This window comes from Pirellulales bacterium, assembly GCA_035533075.1.
In the GTDB taxonomy this organism is placed as follows: Bacteria; Planctomycetota; Planctomycetia; order Pirellulales; family JAICIG01; genus DASSFG01.
Map to the genome: position 1 here is coordinate 59,751 of DATLUO010000039.1, position 16,837 is coordinate 76,587.

A 16,837-nucleotide genomic window follows, 5' to 3' on the forward strand; every position below is an offset into this window, starting at 1 on the left:
GTCATTCTGGCTCCTTGGGCTGCTGTTGCCCCCTCTCGCTCGTCGCGATGGGAATGGGAAACGCCAGCCCTTCAATATATTGCAGCGGTTCATAAACGTCTGGATTGTCTGGCGCCAATGGGGCCGCAGCGCCTGGGGGCGCTGGCCCGCCCATGGGCATGCCCGGCCAGCCGCCGGCGCCCGCGGCAGGCACGGCCATGCCGGCGCCGATTCGCATGCGTCGCTCGTGGATCGGGTCGTCCGGTGAAGTGCGCCGCAGACGGTCGAGCGTGCCCCGCACGTCCTCGGCCGAAGTCACATGATTACCTGGACTGTAAATCAGAGGCGTGCCGGCGGGCACCGTCGCGACGTTCTCTGAACGAACAGAGGCTTTGAGCCCCCATCGCAGCCATTCAAAGGGCTGATTGCTGTACGGATCGCCGGGCAGCGGGGCGAAGTACTCACCCAAATCGCTCAGTTTCTCCGGAAGTTCGTCATGCCCCAATCGCCACCATTCGGCAGCCAGTGCCAGCAGGGTCGCGCGGCGATAACACAACGTCCAACGCCTCGCCTCGACGAAACCTTCGGTGGGAAGATATGGGTGAAAGAGAGTTGTCTGGCTAAGGACCTGCGCTCGTGCGAGATCGACCCGGGGCGAGACGACGGCCGGTGTGACCCGGCCAAGAACCCGACCAAGAAGGACCAGCTCGGCGGCTCCGGCCTCGGTCATATTCAAGGCCGTCTCATATCTCAGTAGTCGCCGGGCTCGGGTGAATTCCCAGGGCGCCCACCTGAGAACCCATGGATCCGGTCGGGCCTGGATCTGCTCGATCCAACTGAGGTCCGCCTGATATTCTCGCCACAGCACGTCGGTCAACGGCTCATTCGGCACGTCGCGCCGTTGTAGTTTGCCCACCGCAGCTTTCAGGCGATCCACGGTTTGCCCCTCGCGCGCTCCCCAGCGAGTCAACTGCGATAAAGCGGCGCGTTCCATGTCGTCTCCCAAAACCTCGCCGAGGACACCGCTTCGCCGACGTATGAGACGCGCAAAGTTGAGAACGGCGTGGTAGCGCTTCCAAGCCTTGTCCAGTTCGCCGTTGCCCTCGGCTACTTGGCCGTACCGTATGATCGATTCTGCCGTATTTGCCCAGCCGCTCGCCGCGCTCGGCGTCGTTTCTCCGGTGGCTGCGTCGGCCGGGAGCCGTAACAGCGCGCTGACGACGGCATCGACGCGTCCGCGATTCTCCTGCAACCACGTCCTCACGTCCGGATCGGGCCCCTCATTGCCGGGGTCCGTCAATGCCTGAAGGCCCGCGCCACGCTGTGGCCGCAGTTGCTCGCACGCATTGAGGAACAAGCGAACGGCCTGGATGGCTTCCGATCCGGGCGCTGGAGGGCCGTGAACCTCGAAGTTGCCGATCTCCATTTCCGGAATCTCCCACACGCGGTATGCCGGCACCGCGACGAGTAGTGCCAAGGCGGGAACGACCAGCGCGGCGACCGGCGGCAGCAGCGCGCGAAGGCCGCGGCGTTCGAGAATCCAGCGCGTCGAGCGGAGCCAGGTGGCGGCGAACAGCCCGGCCGCCAGCGGTGCCACCGACCACCACCAACCGATGGCCAGCACCTGCATCAACGCCGCCCAGGCCAACAGCAGGCCGGCGAGAATGACACCGAACACCGCCGCCACCAGGCCGCTACGGCAAAACATCGAGCAGAACTGCCCGGCGCCGAACGCCAGCGACGTCCACACGAAATAGCCGGTCACCCCCGCGACCCAGTCAACCCGCCACCGGCTGCCCGGCGGCCAGATGTCGACCGCGAACCAGGACAACACGAGCGGTCGGGTCCAAGCGGAGGCGAAGGACTGGGAAATTGAAACCAACTCCAGCGGCACGACGAGTAGATGTGCAATGAGCAACACCGTCGCCAGCACGACGGCCGCGCCGCCCCAGAACAACTGGCGGCCGCGCCACACGATCCGCGGGGGCACGCCCCGCTCGGCGAAAAAGCGGAATTGCGACCCCTCTTGGTCGCCGAGGAACGTGCAGGACCCAAGCAGTGCGAGCACGAGCCCGACTGCCGGAATCACCCCTACGCCAACAAGCGGGTCGCCCCACGCGGCCAAGGGCAGCAGCAAACCGAGCGCCAGGAGCACCGCCAACATCCGCCGGGAGCGCTGCCACTCCTGCCACAACAGTCGCTTCAAAGCTATCTGCCGCAGGCCCTCTTGCCGATGCCGAGCCGCGGCGCTGCGCCGACCGTGCAACCAGGCCGCGCCAACACGTGCGTCAATCAGCCACACCGCAGCCGTGGCCAGCGGAATGGTCGTGTACAACAGGCCTGGTTCCGGTGGACGCCAACTGGTGAAACCGAAAAGAAGTGCCATATCGAGGCCGCCAAACGTACCGATGGAGGTGACGAAGAGGCATGCCCCAGCCGCGATGGCGCCCAGCACCGCGGCCATCAAGGGCCGTGCCGAGCGGAGCGAGAAAAACACCGACCAACCCATCGCTTGCAGCACCATAGCCGCGTAAATCGAGGCCGCTTCAAACGCGCCGCGTAAGGCACATGGTTCGGTCATGCGCGCGATGGACATGTCGTCGGCCGCCGATGGCAGCCCGCCCAATGCGACGCCGAGCAGCACCACTGTAAGCAGCAGCGTGGCGGCGAGCGCCACGAACACTTTGCCGGCGAAGAGCCGCATCGACGTGAGCGGCAAGTACCGCAGAAACTCGTGCGTCGATTCCTCGCGTTCCAACGCGAACAGCGTGGCCCCGGCGCCCAACGCAAAGCAGGGTGGCAAAATGCCTGCCAGGCCAAACAAGCCGGGCAGCCGCTCCCGCGGGTCGGCTGCGAGCAAAAAGATCAGCCCGTCGCAACCGAGCCCAAAGAGGGCCAGCGCCAGCCAAAACCCGCGCAGCACGCGGTACTCTTTCCACATCAGGCGAAGCATCGCGGTCATGGCACCGGCACCTCCTCGACCGCCGCACCGCGTTGCATCGCGGGCGGCGATTGCAAATAAGCCACAAAGATTTCTTCCAACGCCGGAGTGCGGACCTCGACGGCGGCCACCGACTCGTGCGTGCGCAACGCTTCGACGTGCTCCTCCGCCAGATAGCGCACCAGCAATTGCCACTGCCGTGTACGATGCCGCCTCCGCAGTAGCTCGCCGCAAACCGTCGGCGGCGCCGCCGCGCCGTCGGCCAGCGTTACCGTCAACTCGCGGACCTGCTCTTTGAGCGTGTCGAGCCGCTCGACCAACAACAGCTTGCCGTGGCTGATGATCGCCACAAAATCGGCCACCCGCTCGACCTCGGCAATCTGATGGCTCGACAACAGAACGGTCCGCCCGGCGGCCGCCAGATCGACCATGCTTTCCAGAAACTCGCGCCGCACCAGCGTGTCGAGGCCCGAAGTCGGCTCGTCGAGCACGAGCACGCCCGGCTCGTGGGCCAGCGCCAGCGAGAGGGCGACTTTGGCCCGCATCCCTTTGGAAAGGTCTTTGATCTTTCGCTCGCGCGGCAGCTCGTACTGCTCGACAAGCGACTGATAGCGGGGCAGGTAGGCGGCATCGTAAAAGCCGGCCGCGAACCAGCCGATTTCGGCGACCGTCATCCACTCGTACAGCGTCGGCCGTTCGGGCACGTAGCCCACGCGGCGGCGGATGGCCAGCCCGTCGCGGCGGCTGTCGAGGCCCAGCACCCGCGCCTCGCCGGCCGTCGGCTCTTCCAGCCCCAACAGCAGCTTGATGGCCGTCGTCTTGCCGGCGCCATTCTCGCCCAGCAAGGCGAACACCACGCCCGGCGGCACTTCCAGCGAAACATCGGCCAGCGCCGTGTGGCTGCCGAACCGCTTGGTGACCTTCTTCAACTGAATGACCGGCTCCATACTCACACCTTTTGTTTCTCGCCTCGCTTGGTTGATCGTTTTTCCGCCGCCGACAGCTCCTGCTCGACCAGCGAGCGCAGATCGTCGATTTCGAGCTGGCTTTGCACGGCCTCGGCCAGCACTTGCCGCAGCCGGGCGCGAATCAGCTCCCTGCGCTGGCCGCGGCAGCGTCGCTCGGCCCCCTCGGCCACTTCCAGCCCTGTGCCGCGGACCGGCGAGAGCACCGCCTCGCTTTGCAGCTCGCGATAGGCACGGGCCACCGTGTTGGGATTCAGCGCCAGCTCGCGGGCCAGCTCGCGCACCGAGGGAACGAGCTCGCCTTGGCGCAGCGCGCCGCAGGCCACGGCGAACTTGACCTGCCGCACGATCTGGTCGTAGATGGCCAGGCCGTCGTGAGGATCGATGGAAAGGAACATGGCGCGGACCCAATGTGTACTGTCGTAATAGTACAGTATCAAACGGGGCGGCAGGCGTCAAGCCCCTGTGGCCCGAATCGAATTGCCTGTGGGTTTGCGCAATCTCTGTAGGGAACGGACTCCGTGCCGTTCCGCCGCGCGCCGCTTGACGCCGCGCCGGTTTTGCGGAACGCGAAGGGCGAAGATCCAGCGGGCGACAACGCCGTTCCGCTCGCGGAGCGAGCGGGCCACGTAGCCCGCTTGCTCCGCAAGCGGACAGGCTTTGCGCCGGCCCACGCTACGACTCTTCACGACCCAGCGCCCGCAGCAGTTCGAAGGTGTAGATGCCCGTGTCGTGGCCGTCGCTGAATTTGATGCTGTAGGCGTAGTTTCCGACCGGGCTCATGTCGAGCAGCGTCAGCGGTCGGGCCTCGGCCAAGGAGAGCACGGGCAACATCGTCGCCACCGCCGGCGGCTGCGAGCGCTTTTCGCGGCAGCTTGCACAAGGGCAATGGTCGCGAAGCTCGCTAACGCGGTAGCTTCGCCGCTGGCCGTCGCTCCATTCGATCAGCAGTTCGTTGTCGCCGCGTAACGAAAGGTTGGTAGGCCGAGAGTCCATAGAGAGATGAGGGATGAGAGATGAGGGATAAGGGATGAGGAATGAGGGATGAGCGCCGACTCTCGGCATCTCTCATCCCTCATCCCTCATCCCTCCCGCAAATCGGTGACGAACATACACCCCGGGCTGTGGGTGATCGCGATTTCTGGTTTCGCGGCGGCCAGGGCAAGCTGGGGCGTCACGCCGCAGGCCCAAAAAACAGGGACTTCATCCGACGCCACGGGCACCGCGTCGCCAAAGTCGGGCCGCGAAAGGTCGGTAATGCCCAACTCGGCAGGATCGCCGACGTGGACCGGCGCGCCGTGCATCGTCGGATAGCGGGCCGTGATCTCGCGCACTTGTTCGACGTGTTCGGGGCGAAACGGTCGCATGCTCACCACCAGCGGTCCCGCGAACCGGCCGGCCGATCGGCAGGCGAGCTGGGTGCGGAACATCGGCACATTGCGGCCCAGCTCAATATGCCGCACCGACAGGCCGGCCGCCAACAACGCCGCCTCGAACGTAAACGAGCAGCCCAGCAGAAAGCCCACGAAGTCGTCGCGCCACCATGAGACGATCTCAGTCGGCTCGTTGCTCTCCGGCACACCGTCACGAAAGACGCGGTAGCGGGGCACGTCGGTCCGCAGATCGGCCCCCGGCGCCGACCGCTTCGGCTGCGGATCGCCCGGCCCGGTTTGCTCGATGAGCGGGCAGGGCCGGCTGTTCAACCGGCAAAACTCGGCGAACTCCTCGGCGACCGTCAGCGGCAGCACGACCAAATTCGTCTGCACAAAGCCGGGGGCCAACCCGGCCGTCGGACCCGTATGCCGTCCCGCGCGGATCGCTTGTCGCAATTCGCTCGCGCTGGTTGCGGAAGTGGCTGGAAAGAGAATCATCGTGTTGTTCTTGGGTCCGTTGGCCGTCGTTGATCGACCAGCCTAATCGCTTTTCCTTCGGACCGCGGCAAGCTGCCCGGCGGCACGCACCTGACATCGACCCGCAGGCCGAGCCGCACGTACACTTCGTCGGCGATGCGCCCAGGTTGCTCCAGACGGTCTTCGACCTCGATGGCCAACTGGTCCATCTCGTCTATTCTATACGCCACGAGCCGGAATTCGTCGACCTCCGGAAAACCGCGCACGATCTGCTCCACCGAACTGGGGAAGACGTTCACGCCGCGGACGGTCAGCATGTCGTCGGTGCGGCCCACGATCCCGCCTTCGAGCATCACGAACCGGTTCATTAGATCGTGCTGCCGGACCGGCCGCACCAGGTCGCCCGTCCGGTAACGGACCACTGGACTGCCGGCGCGGCACAGCGTCGTGAGCACCAGTTCCGACAGTTCGCCTTCTTGGGCTGGTTCACCGCTGGCAAGCGAACGGAACTCGGCGATGAACTCGCTTTCCATCACGTGCAAGCCGCGGCCAGCGCGATCGCCGTAACCCCAGGGACCGATCTCGGTGGCGCCAGCATGGTCGAGCACCTCGGCACGCCAAGCGTGCTCGATGCGTTCGCGGGTGGCTGGCACCGAGCCGCCAGGCTCACCCGCCAGAATCAGCACGCGGACGCCGAGCGTGCCGGCATCGAGCTGCCGCTGCCGGCCGACTTCGGCCAGGTGCAAGGCGTAGCTGGGCGTGCAGCAGACGACGGTTGCCCGACTTGTGCGGATCAGCTCCAGCCGCGCTGCGCTGGTCATTCCGCCGCCCGGCACGACCAGGCAGCCGCGGGCGGCGGCGGCCTCGTAGGCGCTCCAGAAGCCGACGAACGGCCCGAACGAAAAGGCCATCATCACGCAATCGCCCGGCGTGACGTCGGCCGCGTCCAGCACGTATTGCCAGCAGTCGGTCCACCAGGTCCAGTCGTCCGCGGTGTCGAGCACGGCCAGCGGACGGCCGCGCGTGCCGGAGGTCTGATGGAACCGCACATAGCGCTCGATCGGCCAAGTGCGGTTGGCGGCAAGTTCGCCGTCGCCGAGAAGGTCGTCTTTGGTCGTGTAGCGAAAGTCCGTCAGAGCGGCCAGCGAGGCCAACGGCAGCGTGACGCCCGCCAGTGCCGTCCGATAAAACCCATTGACCGGCGCGATCTGCTCGAAAAGCGCATTCAGCCGCGCAAGCTGGTGCTTCTCCAGCGAGCGTCGGTCGAGCGATTCCAGCCGTCGGCGTTCGGCGGGCAAGGTGCGCGTCATGCACCAAGCATAAGAGCTTCAGACGCCCTTGTCCAAAGCCGCCTCTTAGGCTTGCTTCTTGGGCTTGATCTGTTGCTTTTGCTCGTCGGTGAGCAAGGCGACGACCTGCTTTCGCACTTCCTTGGTGAGTTGCTTCAGCTCCTTTTCGGCGTGGACCGACTTTTGCCGCTGCTCGTCGGTCAACTGCACAGCGGCATTGACCGCTGCCTGCAGCTCTTTGCCCTTTTTGCCGGCCGCCGCGGCTTCTTTCCTGGCGGCCTGCCGCGCGGCCCGCTGCTCGTCGGTGAACACCTCGTCGATTTTCTTTTGCGCGTCGGCGAGCTTGGTCGCATACTGCGTCTTCAATTCGTCGAGCTTGGTCTGTTGCTCGGCGGAAAGCTGGACGTCTTTGGGCAGCTTGAAGGCGGCCGGCACCGGTGCGGGCTTGGCTTTCTTGCCCTTTTTCCCTTTGGCTTGATCTTCAGCAAAGGCGGATGTCGCCAGCAGCAGGACGATGGCGACCAACGCGGTCGTGCCAATCAGACGGCTCATGGAACGGAACTCCGGAAAAGGGGGTGGATTTGCGTCACTCCTACTAGATGCGCCAGCCGTGCGGATTATTGGCCGCCCGCACGGCGATTTCACCCCGATGGGCGCGCCAAGACCTCGTGTATGGGCATGCGGGAGACGCCGACCTGATTTCCTTCGGGCGACCGTTCATCAGCAACCCCGACCTCCTAGAGCGTTTCAAGAACGATTGGCCGCTGGCCGAAACCGCGCCCATGTCGGACTGGTACTCGCCCAGCGGGCCGAAGGGATACAGGGACTTTCCCGCCTACGGATCTGAGCTCGCCGCGTCCAGAATCTGAGTCTGAGACCGCGAACGTCGGTCGAGCAGTCGTCGCGCTGGGCGGCGCGCTCTACTTACTTGTCAGTCTCATTCAGCAGCTCTTCGATCCGCCGCCGGAGATACTTCTCGCCCTCGGCACCTTCCCAGTTCAGTTCGCCGTACCACCAGTAGCGAACGTGTCCGCGCTTGTCGATGAGATAGACGCTGGGCCACATGTTGTTGGCCCACGTGCGCCAGGTTTGCTGGCGGTTGTCGACGGCAATGGGGTAGGCAAGGCCGTTGTCAACCGCTTTTGCCCGGAGTTGATCGAAGTTGTGCTCGGCCTCTGTCTCGGGCGTATGGACGCCGAGAACCACCAGCCCTTGCGATGCAAACGTGTCGTGCCAACCCTTGTACCAAGGGTAGTTGCGGACGCAGTTGATTCATCCATAGGCGAAGAAATTCAGGGCCACCACTTTGCCACGCAATCGTTCCAGGGTGAGCGGCTCGCTGTTGATCCAGCGGTCAATTCCCTGCAAGGCGGGCGCTTTGTAGGACAGGGGTCGCAGACGGGTCAGATCGAATGGTTCGCCAGCCAGAGCCAACAACCGCTCCTTCTGTTTGGAAGAAAGAACTGCCAGCAGCTTCTTTTGTCCGGCGGCCTCGATGTCGGCCGGCCTTTCCGGAGGCGATTTCTCGCCGTTGGCAGCCTTCTTCGCCAGGGCCTCGCTGGCGCGTTTGGTACCGGCGAAGATTTCTTCAATACGGCGGGTTTGATTGGCCGAGAGCGCCAACTCCGCTGCGACGGCCGGCGTGAGGAGCGCCGCCGTGCCGCGGGCCTGCAAGACAATCTCCCACAGTCGCCGGCGTTGCGGCGCATCCAGAATCTCCATGAGAGCGGCTGCCAGCTTACCCAACAGGAGTGCGGTCTTTTCGCGCATCTCCGGCTCTTTGGCGTCACGCGACGCAAACAGCGGCTGATCGATCTCGGCCAGGGCCTCGTCCACTTGTCCGATCTGCTCCGTCGTAAGGTTCAATTCTCTTTGTATGACAGGATCGCGGACGATCAACAGATGGAAGCTCGTCCCGTCGAGCGGTCTGGCAGGCGATTCATCACGAGCGGCTCTTCTCTTTGCCGGGGATTTGCGGCCGGCAACCTTCTTCGCCGCGGTGGTGGCGCGCGCTGCCGGCGGAGCGCCGTCCGACATCGCACCGGCCATGAGTAACACCGCCACGCTCATGATCGTCGGCCGCACGCATCGCACCTCAAACGCATTCAACATCAACTCACCTCCCGACACAGGTGTAAGCGAATTGCTGGGCCGCGTTGAACTTCCGTGGCGGCAGTTCAACGCGGCCTAACCGCAGGTCGTGCGACACGACAAGCCACGCTTCCTTGAAGCTGGCCCGGCGAGGAAGCAAAAACCGCCATTCGTCCGATACGAACGTATAGTAAACGGAAAACGATTTCATTTGCTGTCAGGCAATGCTTCCAGCAACGTGGCCGCTGATGCACGGTCGATCGCCGATCGGCCAACCTGTGCGAACCGCACGACATCATCACCGTCGATGACGAAGCTCGCCGGATAGGCCGTATCGCCCGGCGCCTGCGACCGCACATGGTAGGCGTTGGCGAACTGGAAATCCGGATCGAGCAGAAAGCGAAAACTCTTTGGCAGACGCTGTGCGCCGATGAATTGTTTAGCGTGCGTCTTGAGATCGAGCGCCGTTCCCGGATAAATCACCGCTACCGTGGCCCCCGCCTTCTCGAATTTCTTGGCGGCACCGATCAGCTCGGAAAACTGGCGGGTGCAGAACGGGCAGGTCCCGCCCACGTAGCCGCGGAGCACCACCAGCGCCACTGGGCCCCGCTCGGTCAGCTCGCTCAAGGAGACCTTGTTCCCCTTGAGATCAGCGAGAGTAAAGTCGTCGGCCTTGTCACCGACCGCGGGCGGCAACGCCTTGTCATCGGCCGCGTTAGCTACGATAGCGCCCCAGACGGACGCGGTGGCGACAAGACAAAAACCGCAAGCACGATAGACGATCGTTCGCATGAAGATTCTCCTGATATTGAAAAAAGTCACTGGTCCAGCGGCCATATCCGGCCTGTATTGCCATTGTTGGAGGAGAGCGTGGCCCAGTCTGTGAGTTGGCTCACAGAAGGGCGGAATTTCCCTGGGGAGGGTCAGGGCGCCGACGCGATCGACGGGCTCAGGCCGTACCTGAATTGGAGAGGGTCATATCCATTGTCCTTTGATTCACTGCGATGAAGAAGTACGTCCAGCTCATCTTCCAGCGTTTCGCCAATGTCGGGGCTGTAGCCGACGTGGACGCTTCGCACCATGCCCGCCTTGTCGATTACCACGAGCATCCTGACAGCCTAATAGTGTGCGAGCGGAACGGGCGGGTGAAAATGCGTATGCGGTAGGTTTGTCGCCTGAGCGTTTAAGCCGTTCAACACGCGGCGGCAGGGCGGGCACTCGGCCAGGTGCTGCTCGACCTGGCTCAGGAATTTACCGTGTAATTTGCCGGCGCGATAATCGGGCAGAACGGGGCGGACCTGGCTGCAATAGAGGCCACCGTGAAAGTAGTCGTCGGCCGCATGCCGCGCGGGAATGAAATGGGCAGTCAACAAGATTGCCACCGCCGCCGCGGCGGTGACGCCAGCCGCGCGCCAGGCGATCGTGCGCCGTCGCTTGGCTCGCATTCGTCCGGCCAGGCCGTGCAAAGTGCCTGCCGGGCAGGCCGTCCAGTCACCATTCGTTCGAGCTTCGTTCACCATACCCATCACTCAATCTTACCGGTTCGGGCGCGGAAAATTTGTGAGCTTGCTCACACTTGCGGCGCGGCCATTGTCAGCGGACGGCGGAAGCGCGGCGCTGCCGATCGAATCGGCCAGGCGAGCGCGGTCGGTCAGGACGATGGTGCGGCGGACCACTTTGACCAGCCCTTCGCGCTGCAGTTCGCCCAACCGCAAGGTGACCGACTCTCGAGTGGTTCCGATCACGTCGGCCAGATCCTGGTGCGAGACTTTCAGCCCAATGCGCGTGCCATCGGGCGATGCCTGGCCGTAGTCGCCCGCCAGTTCCAGCAGCAAATGGACCAGACGGTCACGGCTGGAGCGAAACAGCAGGTGTTGCAAGCGGCGTTCGATCCGCCGTCTCCGCAAGCCGATGAGCTTGGTGATGGCCAGCGAGAGCGGCGCATGGCGCGACATCAGCGATTCAAGTGCTTCGCGAGGTATCTCGACGACGGTCGAGGCGGCGAGCGTCTCGGCATACTCTTCTCGCGAGCCCACGCCGGCGACGGCCAATTCGCCGAACAGGTCGCCCGGCTCGAGGAAGGCCAGGATGGTCTGTTTGCCATCGTCGTTCAGGCTGACCAGGCGCGCCCGGCCGTCGGCGAGCAAGAGCACCGAATCGGCGGCGTCGCGGGGCGAATAAACAAACGTCCTCGGCGGAAAAACTTTGGCCCGCGCTCGTGCTTCGAGCTCAGCCAGCTCCACGGTGTTGAGCCGTTCGAACAAGCCGCAGTGCTTCAGGTGCCACAGTCGCTCTGCCATTCGATTATCGTAGACCGGTCGGATGAGTTCCGCAAAGGCCGAGCTTCTCGGCGGCGCGGACCGACGCGCGGTTCTCGGGGTGGATGACCGACACCAACCGGACGAAACTGAACTCATTCCAGCCGTATTCCATCACGGCCTGTGCGATCTCGGTGGCCAGCCCGCGGCCCCAATACTCCGGCCGCAACCGCCAGCCAAGCTCCACGTCGGGCGGAAAGCCGTCGTTGAAACCGCAAAAGCCGATCAACTCGGCGTCGTCGCGGTGGATGACCGGCCACAGGATCCAGCCGCGCGTCTTGGCTGTTTGAATCCCGCCGTTGACGAACGCCTTAATCCGCTCGTCGGGCGACGGCTCGACGCCGATGTATTTGAGCACGCGCGGATCGGTCGCCAGCGGCTTATACCGCTTCCAATCGTCGGGCACCCAGTCGCGGATGAAGAGGCGTTCGGTTTCAACGAGGACCATAGCGAACACGGCAAACGAGCAACCGGTGCGAGATAGACATTGACCCGCGCCCCACTTCCACTAAAATGTTGCGACTCTTGAGGTTAAATGCAAGCAGCGATGCCTTCTCCCGCACCCGACCTGACCGACGACCGTTCTCCCGGCATGCACGAGGCCTCTCGCCGTGAGAAGCTGCGCCGGCTGGAAGAACTGGGCCTCGATCCTTGGGGCCAGCGCTTCGACGACCACCAGCCGATCGCCGCAATTCGTGCTCGTGAAGGCGAAATCACGGTCGAGCCGGCTCCGCCGGACGCCAAACAGCGGCCCCAGCAGCATGGCCCCCAAGTTCGGGCGGCCGGCCGCGTTGTCTTGCAGCGGCCCCAGGGGAAGCTGATCTTTTTGACCATCCGCGACTGGACCGAGCAGATTCAGGTGTTCATCGGCCGCGCTCAGGTGGGCGAAGAAAACTGGGCCTTGGCCGAATGCCTCGACCTGGGCGACCTGGTCGGCGTCGACGGCGAGCTGAAGCACACCAACAAGGGCGAGCTGACGATCTTCGCCGAAAAGCTCCATTTTCTGGCCAAGTCGATCGAGCCGCATCCCGACAAGCACAAGGGCCTGCACGACCCCGAGCTGCGGCAGCGGATGCGGTATCTCGACCTCATTTACACTGAGGGCGTGCTGCCGCGGTTCTTGAACCGCACGAAGGTCGTGCAATCGGTCCGGCAGACGCTGGCCGGCGAGCGGTTCGTCGAGATCGAAGGGCCGACGCTGCACTCCATCGCCGGCGGCGCGGCGGCCCGGCCCTTCAAAACGCACCACAACGCGCTCGACATTCCGCTTTTTCTGCGGATCGCCCTGGAGCTGCACCTCAAGCGGCTGCTGGTCGGCGGAATCGAGCGGGTCTATGAGCTGGGCCGCGTCTACCGCAACGAAGGCATCAGCCCCAAGCACAACCCCGAGTTCACCATGCTCGAGGTGTATCAGGCTTACGGCGACTATCAGAGCATGATGGACCTGACGGAGAAGATCATCGTCGAGGCGATCCAGGCGACCGGGCAGCCGTTCACGCTGCCCTGGGGCGAGGCCACGATCGACTTCACGCCGCCCTTTGCCCGAAAGACCTACGACGAGTTGTTCGAGGAGCACACCGGCGTTTCGCCCGGCGACACGGCCGGCGTGAAGAAGCTGGCCGACGAAATCGGTTTTGCCACCGAGGGCAAGCACCCCGATGTGATCAAGAGCTTCGTGTTCGAAGAGCGGGTCGAAGACCGGCTGACGGGGCCGGTGTTCGTGCTCGATTACCCGGCCAGTGTTTGCCCGTTGACGAAGCGGAAGCGGTCGGACCCCGACATGGCCGAGCGTTTCGAGTTGTTCGTGCAGGGCATGGAAGTGGCCAACGCCTATACCGAGTTGAACGACCCCGATTTGCAGGAGCAGCTTTTCCGCACGCAGTTGGCCGGGCAAAAAGAGGAAGACTCGATGGCCAAGATGGACCACGACTTCATCCGCTCGTTGCGGCACGGCATGCCGCCGGCCGGCGGTCTGGGCATCGGCATCGACCGGCTGGTGATGTTGTTGACCAATAGTCAGAGCATACGCGATGTGATTTTGTTCCCTTTATTGAGACCCGAGTAGGGTGGGACCAGCGAGCTTGCGAGCGCCGGCCCACCGCGCAAGACGCCGATGGTGGGCCGGCGCTCGCAAGCTCGCTGGTCCCACCCTACAAATTGCCAAGGATGGCTCATGTATAAGTTGCTTCTCTGCTGGCGGTATCTCCGCACACGTTATATCGCGCTGGCCTCGGTGATCAGCGTCACGCTGGGCGTGGCCACCATGATCGTGGTCAACGCCGTGATGTCTGGCTTCTCGCACGAGATGAAGAACCGCATCCACGGCATCCTCTCCGACGTGATCTTCGAGTCGCACAGCGCGACCGGCTTCGACGACCCCGAATATCACATCGAGCACATCCGCCGCGTGGCGGGCGACGATATCGCCGGCATGACGCCCACCGTCCATGTGCCGGCCATGCTCACGTTCGAGTATTCCGGCACCCACCACACGCGGCCGGTGACGCTGATCGGCATCGACGAAGAGACGCAAAGCCAGGCCAGCGATTTCGGAAAGTACCTGCTCCATCCGGCCAACCGCGAACAGATGAGCTTCGAGCTGCGCGACGGCGGGTTCGACACGGCCGACCGCCAGGCCGGCGCTCCGGCCGCCGGCCGCCGCGTGTTGGGCACGGCCGGCTGGTCGCATCGCCGTGAGTGGGTTGAGTGGAAAAAGGCGTTCGACGCCGCCCATCCGCAACGGGTCGAACCGCCGGAACCGGAAGGCGAACAAGCTGCGGTCGGAGAAGTGGGCGACGAGTCGGTCGTGCTGATTTCGGCGACCGAGGAACCGCCGGCCGCCGATACCGAAGCCGACCAGGAACAAGCCCCGGCCGGCTCGCCCGCCATCGACCCGTTCAAGCCGCGGGGCGACGTGTTCGATCCGGCCGCCGAGCAACACACCGGGCTGGTGCTGGGAATCGCGCTGTCGAGCTATCGCGACGACAACGGCAAGGAGCGGTTTCTGCTCTTGCCGGGCGACGACGTGATGCTCACCTTTCCCAACGCCGCCGTCCCGCCGGGAGCCGCCAACGGCAAGTTCACCATCGTCGATTTCTACGAAAGCAAAATGAGCGAGTACGACTCGACCTTCGTATTCGTGCCGATCCAGGAGCTGCAGCGGCTGCAAGGCACGCTCGACCCCAGCACCGGTGTGGGGCGGGCCAACAGCATTCAAATCCGGCTCAAGAACGAGGCCCACGCCGACCTGGTGCGCGACAAACTACGCAAGGCGTTTCCGATGGAGCTCTACGCGGTCTCGACCTGGCGCGACAAGCAGGGGCCGCTGTTGGCCGCCGTGCAGATGGAGACCGCCATCCTCAACATCCTGCTGTTTTTGATCGTCGCCGTGGCCGGGTTCGGCATTCTGGCGATCTTTTTCATGATCGTGGTCGAAAAGACGCGCGACATCGGCGTGCTCAAGGCGCTGGGCGCGTCGGGCCGCGGCATCATGGGCATTTTCCTGTCGTACGGGCTGTCGCTGGGCATGATCGGTTCCGGCGTGGGCATGCTGCTGGGCCTGTGGTTCGTGATCAACATCAACCAGGTCGCGCGTGGCCTGAGTTGGCTGACGGGGCACGAAGTATTCGACCCGTCGATTTATTATTTCTACAAAATTCCGACGATCATCGAGCCGTATACGGTGGCTTGGATCGTCGGTGGGGCGATGCTGATCGCGGTGCTGGCCAGCGTGCTGCCGGCCCGCCGCGCCGCCCGTCTGCACCCTGTGGAGGCCCTCCGCTATGAGTGACACGAAGTCCGCCGCCGCCTTGCGCTCGCCGCGCCGCCGCAACGAACCGCTGCGGAATGCCGCAAGTTCCGACGAAAGCTCAGGCATGCTCCGCTCGGTCGGACTCGTCAAGACGTATCGCAAGGGCGGGGTGGTCATTCCGGTGCTGCGCGGCGTCGATCTGGAGGTCCGCCGCGGCGAGTTTCTGGCGATCATCGGGCAAAGCGGTTCGGGCAAGAGCACCTTGCTGCACATCCTGGGCACGCTCGACGCGCCCGACGCCGGCGAGGTGCATTACCAAGGTCGCCGCATCGATAACCTGCCGCTCTCCGCCCGCGACCGCGTGCGCAACGGCCAGATCGGCATGATCTTTCAGTTCTATCACCTGCTGCCGGAGCTGACAGCCTGGGAGAACGTGCTTTCGCCGCTGATGATTTCCTCCAGCGTCTGGAGCTACTGGCGCAAGCGGCGGGAGCACGCCGAGCGCGCCAAGCAGTTGCTCGACCTGGTGGGGCTGGGGCACCGGCTGAAGCATCGGCCGCGCGAGCTATCGGGCGGCGAGATGCAACGCGCGGCCATCGCGCGGGCCCTCATTTCCGGGCCGCAGGTTTTGTTGGCCGACGAGCCGACCGGCAATCTCGACCACGGCACCGGCCAGGAGATTTTGCAGATTCTCAGCGACTTGAACCGCCGGCAGAGCCTGACCATCGTGATGGTCACGCACGACCTGGCCATCGCCGACCGCGCCGATCGCGTGGTCCGCCTCGTTGAAGGACGGGCGGAACGAGCGTAGGTTATGGCTTGCCGGTTGATAACATATTCGTCGATGTGAGTGTCCTCATGCACTCTGACGCACTCCCTCCTGATCTGATTGATGACAGGATTGTTCCGAGGCCGTATGCGGGCACAAGCGGCGAACAACCCGCAACAAGGATGAGAAACGCGGTACGCCCGAGGGCGCACCGATCTCACCGCTATTAAGCAATCTGTACATGCGCCGGTTTCTGCTCGGTTGGAGGCAACCGGGACATGAACAGCGCCTACGCGCTCAGATCGTAAACTATGCCGATGACTTCGTGATCTGCTGCCGCGGCACCGCCGACGAGGCGATGGCCGTGATGCGGAGCATGATGGCACGGTTGAAGTTGACGGTCAACGAGACGAAGACGCGCATTTGCCAAGTGCCGCACGATTCGTTTGACTTCTTGGGTTACACGATTGGCCGATGCTACTCGCAGCGCACGGGCCGGGCCTATATCGACACGCGACCGTCGCCAAAGAAGGTCGAGCGGATATGCCGCGAGATCGGCGAGCTGCGCGATCACATCCATCGTGCAATCGCGGCCCTGAATCGTGGGCCGCACAGCGTCATTCATGTCGGCTTCAACGACGCCCACGCTGCTGGTCACGCGGCGCCTTGAGTGCCGCTTGAGCCCAAGCTGTTGAATGAGCCGGGCCGGCAACGACAAAAGCGTTGCTCCGGTATCCGCCAGGGCGTCGCTGACGGTGACGCGGCGAACCTTTTCGCTGGGAATCAATCCTCGCTCGGCATCCCAGAGGTCTTGCAGGTTCTCGATCATCGCCACAGTGACGGTGCGACCCATTTCAACAGACTCCATGATGGTTCCTCCCTCG

The 16,837-nt window shown here is 64.0% G+C and carries 19 protein-coding genes; 3 read left to right on the forward strand and 16 right to left on the reverse strand.

What is annotated here, in order from left to right; translation table 11 throughout:
• Nucleotide 1: 1 nt before the first annotated feature.
• From VNH11_04705 to VNH11_04775, 15 genes are all read right to left on the reverse strand, one after another.
• Nucleotides 2-2,941 carry a hypothetical protein gene (locus tag VNH11_04705; protein HVA45667.1) on the reverse strand — a complete coding sequence of 980 codons (2,940 nt, stop codon included), beginning with the start codon at nt 2,939-2,941 and terminating at the stop codon, nt 2-4.
• On the reverse strand, nt 2,938-3,867 hold the full coding sequence (locus VNH11_04710; protein ID HVA45668.1) for an ABC transporter ATP-binding protein: 930 nt from the start codon (nt 3,865-3,867) through the stop codon (nt 2,938-2,940). Before VNH11_04710 ends, VNH11_04705 begins: the two co-directional genes overlap by 4 nt.
• Nucleotides 3,868-3,869: 2 nt before the next feature.
• Entirely contained in the window at nt 3,870-4,283 is a 414-nt protein-coding gene (locus VNH11_04715; GenBank protein HVA45669.1) for a GntR family transcriptional regulator, read from the reverse strand.
• Nucleotides 4,284-4,560: 277 nt separating this feature from the next.
• The gene (locus tag VNH11_04720; GenBank protein HVA45670.1) at nt 4,561-4,881 is read right to left on the reverse strand and encodes a DUF971 domain-containing protein; all 321 of its coding nucleotides are present in this window, start codon (nt 4,879-4,881) and stop codon (nt 4,561-4,563) included.
• Between the two features lie 86 nt (nt 4,882-4,967).
• Nucleotides 4,968-5,756: a putative hydro-lyase gene (locus tag VNH11_04725; GenBank protein HVA45671.1), complete on the reverse strand. Its 789-nt coding sequence runs from the start codon at nt 5,754-5,756 to the stop codon at nt 4,968-4,970.
• Nucleotides 5,753-7,045, reverse strand: coding sequence for an AMP-binding protein (locus VNH11_04730; GenBank protein ID HVA45672.1), 1,293 nt, complete (start codon nt 7,043-7,045; stop codon nt 5,753-5,755). The genes VNH11_04725 and VNH11_04730 overlap by 4 nt, the downstream gene beginning before the upstream one ends.
• 45 nt (nt 7,046-7,090) lie before the next feature.
• Nucleotides 7,091-7,576, reverse strand: a complete 486-nt coding sequence (locus tag VNH11_04735; GenBank protein HVA45673.1) for a hypothetical protein — start codon at nt 7,574-7,576, stop codon at nt 7,091-7,093.
• A 372-nt stretch (nt 7,577-7,948) separates the two neighbouring features.
• Nucleotides 7,949-8,296 carry a redoxin domain-containing protein gene (locus VNH11_04740; protein HVA45674.1) on the reverse strand — a complete coding sequence of 116 codons (348 nt, stop codon included), beginning with the start codon at nt 8,294-8,296 and terminating at the stop codon, nt 7,949-7,951.
• Nucleotides 8,297-9,136 (reverse strand): hypothetical protein, encoded by an 840-nt coding sequence (locus tag VNH11_04745; GenBank protein ID HVA45675.1) that lies wholly within the window; start codon nt 9,134-9,136, stop codon nt 8,297-8,299. It lies immediately after the preceding gene.
• Between the two features lie 4 nt (nt 9,137-9,140).
• Entirely contained in the window at nt 9,141-9,326 is a 186-nt protein-coding gene (locus VNH11_04750) for a hypothetical protein (GenBank protein HVA45676.1), read from the reverse strand.
• Nucleotides 9,323-9,907: a peroxiredoxin family protein gene (locus VNH11_04755; protein ID HVA45677.1), complete on the reverse strand. Its 585-nt coding sequence runs from the start codon at nt 9,905-9,907 to the stop codon at nt 9,323-9,325. The genes VNH11_04750 and VNH11_04755 overlap by 4 nt, the downstream gene beginning before the upstream one ends.
• 131 nt (nt 9,908-10,038) lie before the next feature.
• Complete coding sequence (locus VNH11_04760) at nt 10,039-10,224, reverse strand: hypothetical protein (protein ID HVA45678.1); 186 nt, start codon at nt 10,222-10,224, stop codon at nt 10,039-10,041.
• 9 nt (nt 10,225-10,233) lie between these two features.
• Nucleotides 10,234-10,635 carry a zf-HC2 domain-containing protein gene (locus VNH11_04765; GenBank protein HVA45679.1) on the reverse strand — a complete coding sequence of 134 codons (402 nt, stop codon included), beginning with the start codon at nt 10,633-10,635 and terminating at the stop codon, nt 10,234-10,236.
• A gap of 15 nt (nt 10,636-10,650) precedes the next feature.
• On the reverse strand, nt 10,651-11,415 hold the full coding sequence (locus tag VNH11_04770) for a Crp/Fnr family transcriptional regulator (GenBank protein ID HVA45680.1): 765 nt from the start codon (nt 11,413-11,415) through the stop codon (nt 10,651-10,653).
• Between the two features lie 4 nt (nt 11,416-11,419).
• Nucleotides 11,420-11,881 carry a GNAT family N-acetyltransferase gene (locus tag VNH11_04775; protein ID HVA45681.1) on the reverse strand — a complete coding sequence of 154 codons (462 nt, stop codon included), beginning with the start codon at nt 11,879-11,881 and terminating at the stop codon, nt 11,420-11,422.
• A gap of 99 nt (nt 11,882-11,980) precedes the next feature.
• Between VNH11_04775 and lysS the strand changes: the two genes are divergently transcribed.
• The 3 genes from lysS (at nt 11,981) to VNH11_04790 (ending at nt 15,995) form a co-directional block, all read left to right on the forward strand.
• Nucleotides 11,981-13,498, forward strand: a complete 1,518-nt coding sequence (gene lysS / locus VNH11_04780; GenBank protein HVA45682.1) for a lysine--tRNA ligase — start codon at nt 11,981-11,983, stop codon at nt 13,496-13,498.
• A 108-nt stretch (nt 13,499-13,606) separates the two neighbouring features.
• The gene (locus VNH11_04785; protein HVA45683.1) at nt 13,607-15,223 is read left to right on the forward strand and encodes an ABC transporter permease; all 1,617 of its coding nucleotides are present in this window, start codon (nt 13,607-13,609) and stop codon (nt 15,221-15,223) included.
• Nucleotides 15,216-15,995 (forward strand): ABC transporter ATP-binding protein, encoded by a 780-nt coding sequence (locus tag VNH11_04790; GenBank protein ID HVA45684.1) that lies wholly within the window; start codon nt 15,216-15,218, stop codon nt 15,993-15,995. Before VNH11_04785 ends, VNH11_04790 begins: the two co-directional genes overlap by 8 nt.
• Before the next feature lie 247 nt (nt 15,996-16,242).
• On the opposite strand, the gene VNH11_04795 is transcribed toward VNH11_04790, so the two are convergent.
• Nucleotides 16,243-16,821, reverse strand: a complete 579-nt coding sequence (locus VNH11_04795) for a hypothetical protein (protein ID HVA45685.1) — start codon at nt 16,819-16,821, stop codon at nt 16,243-16,245.
• Nucleotides 16,822-16,837: the final 16 nt, after the last annotated feature.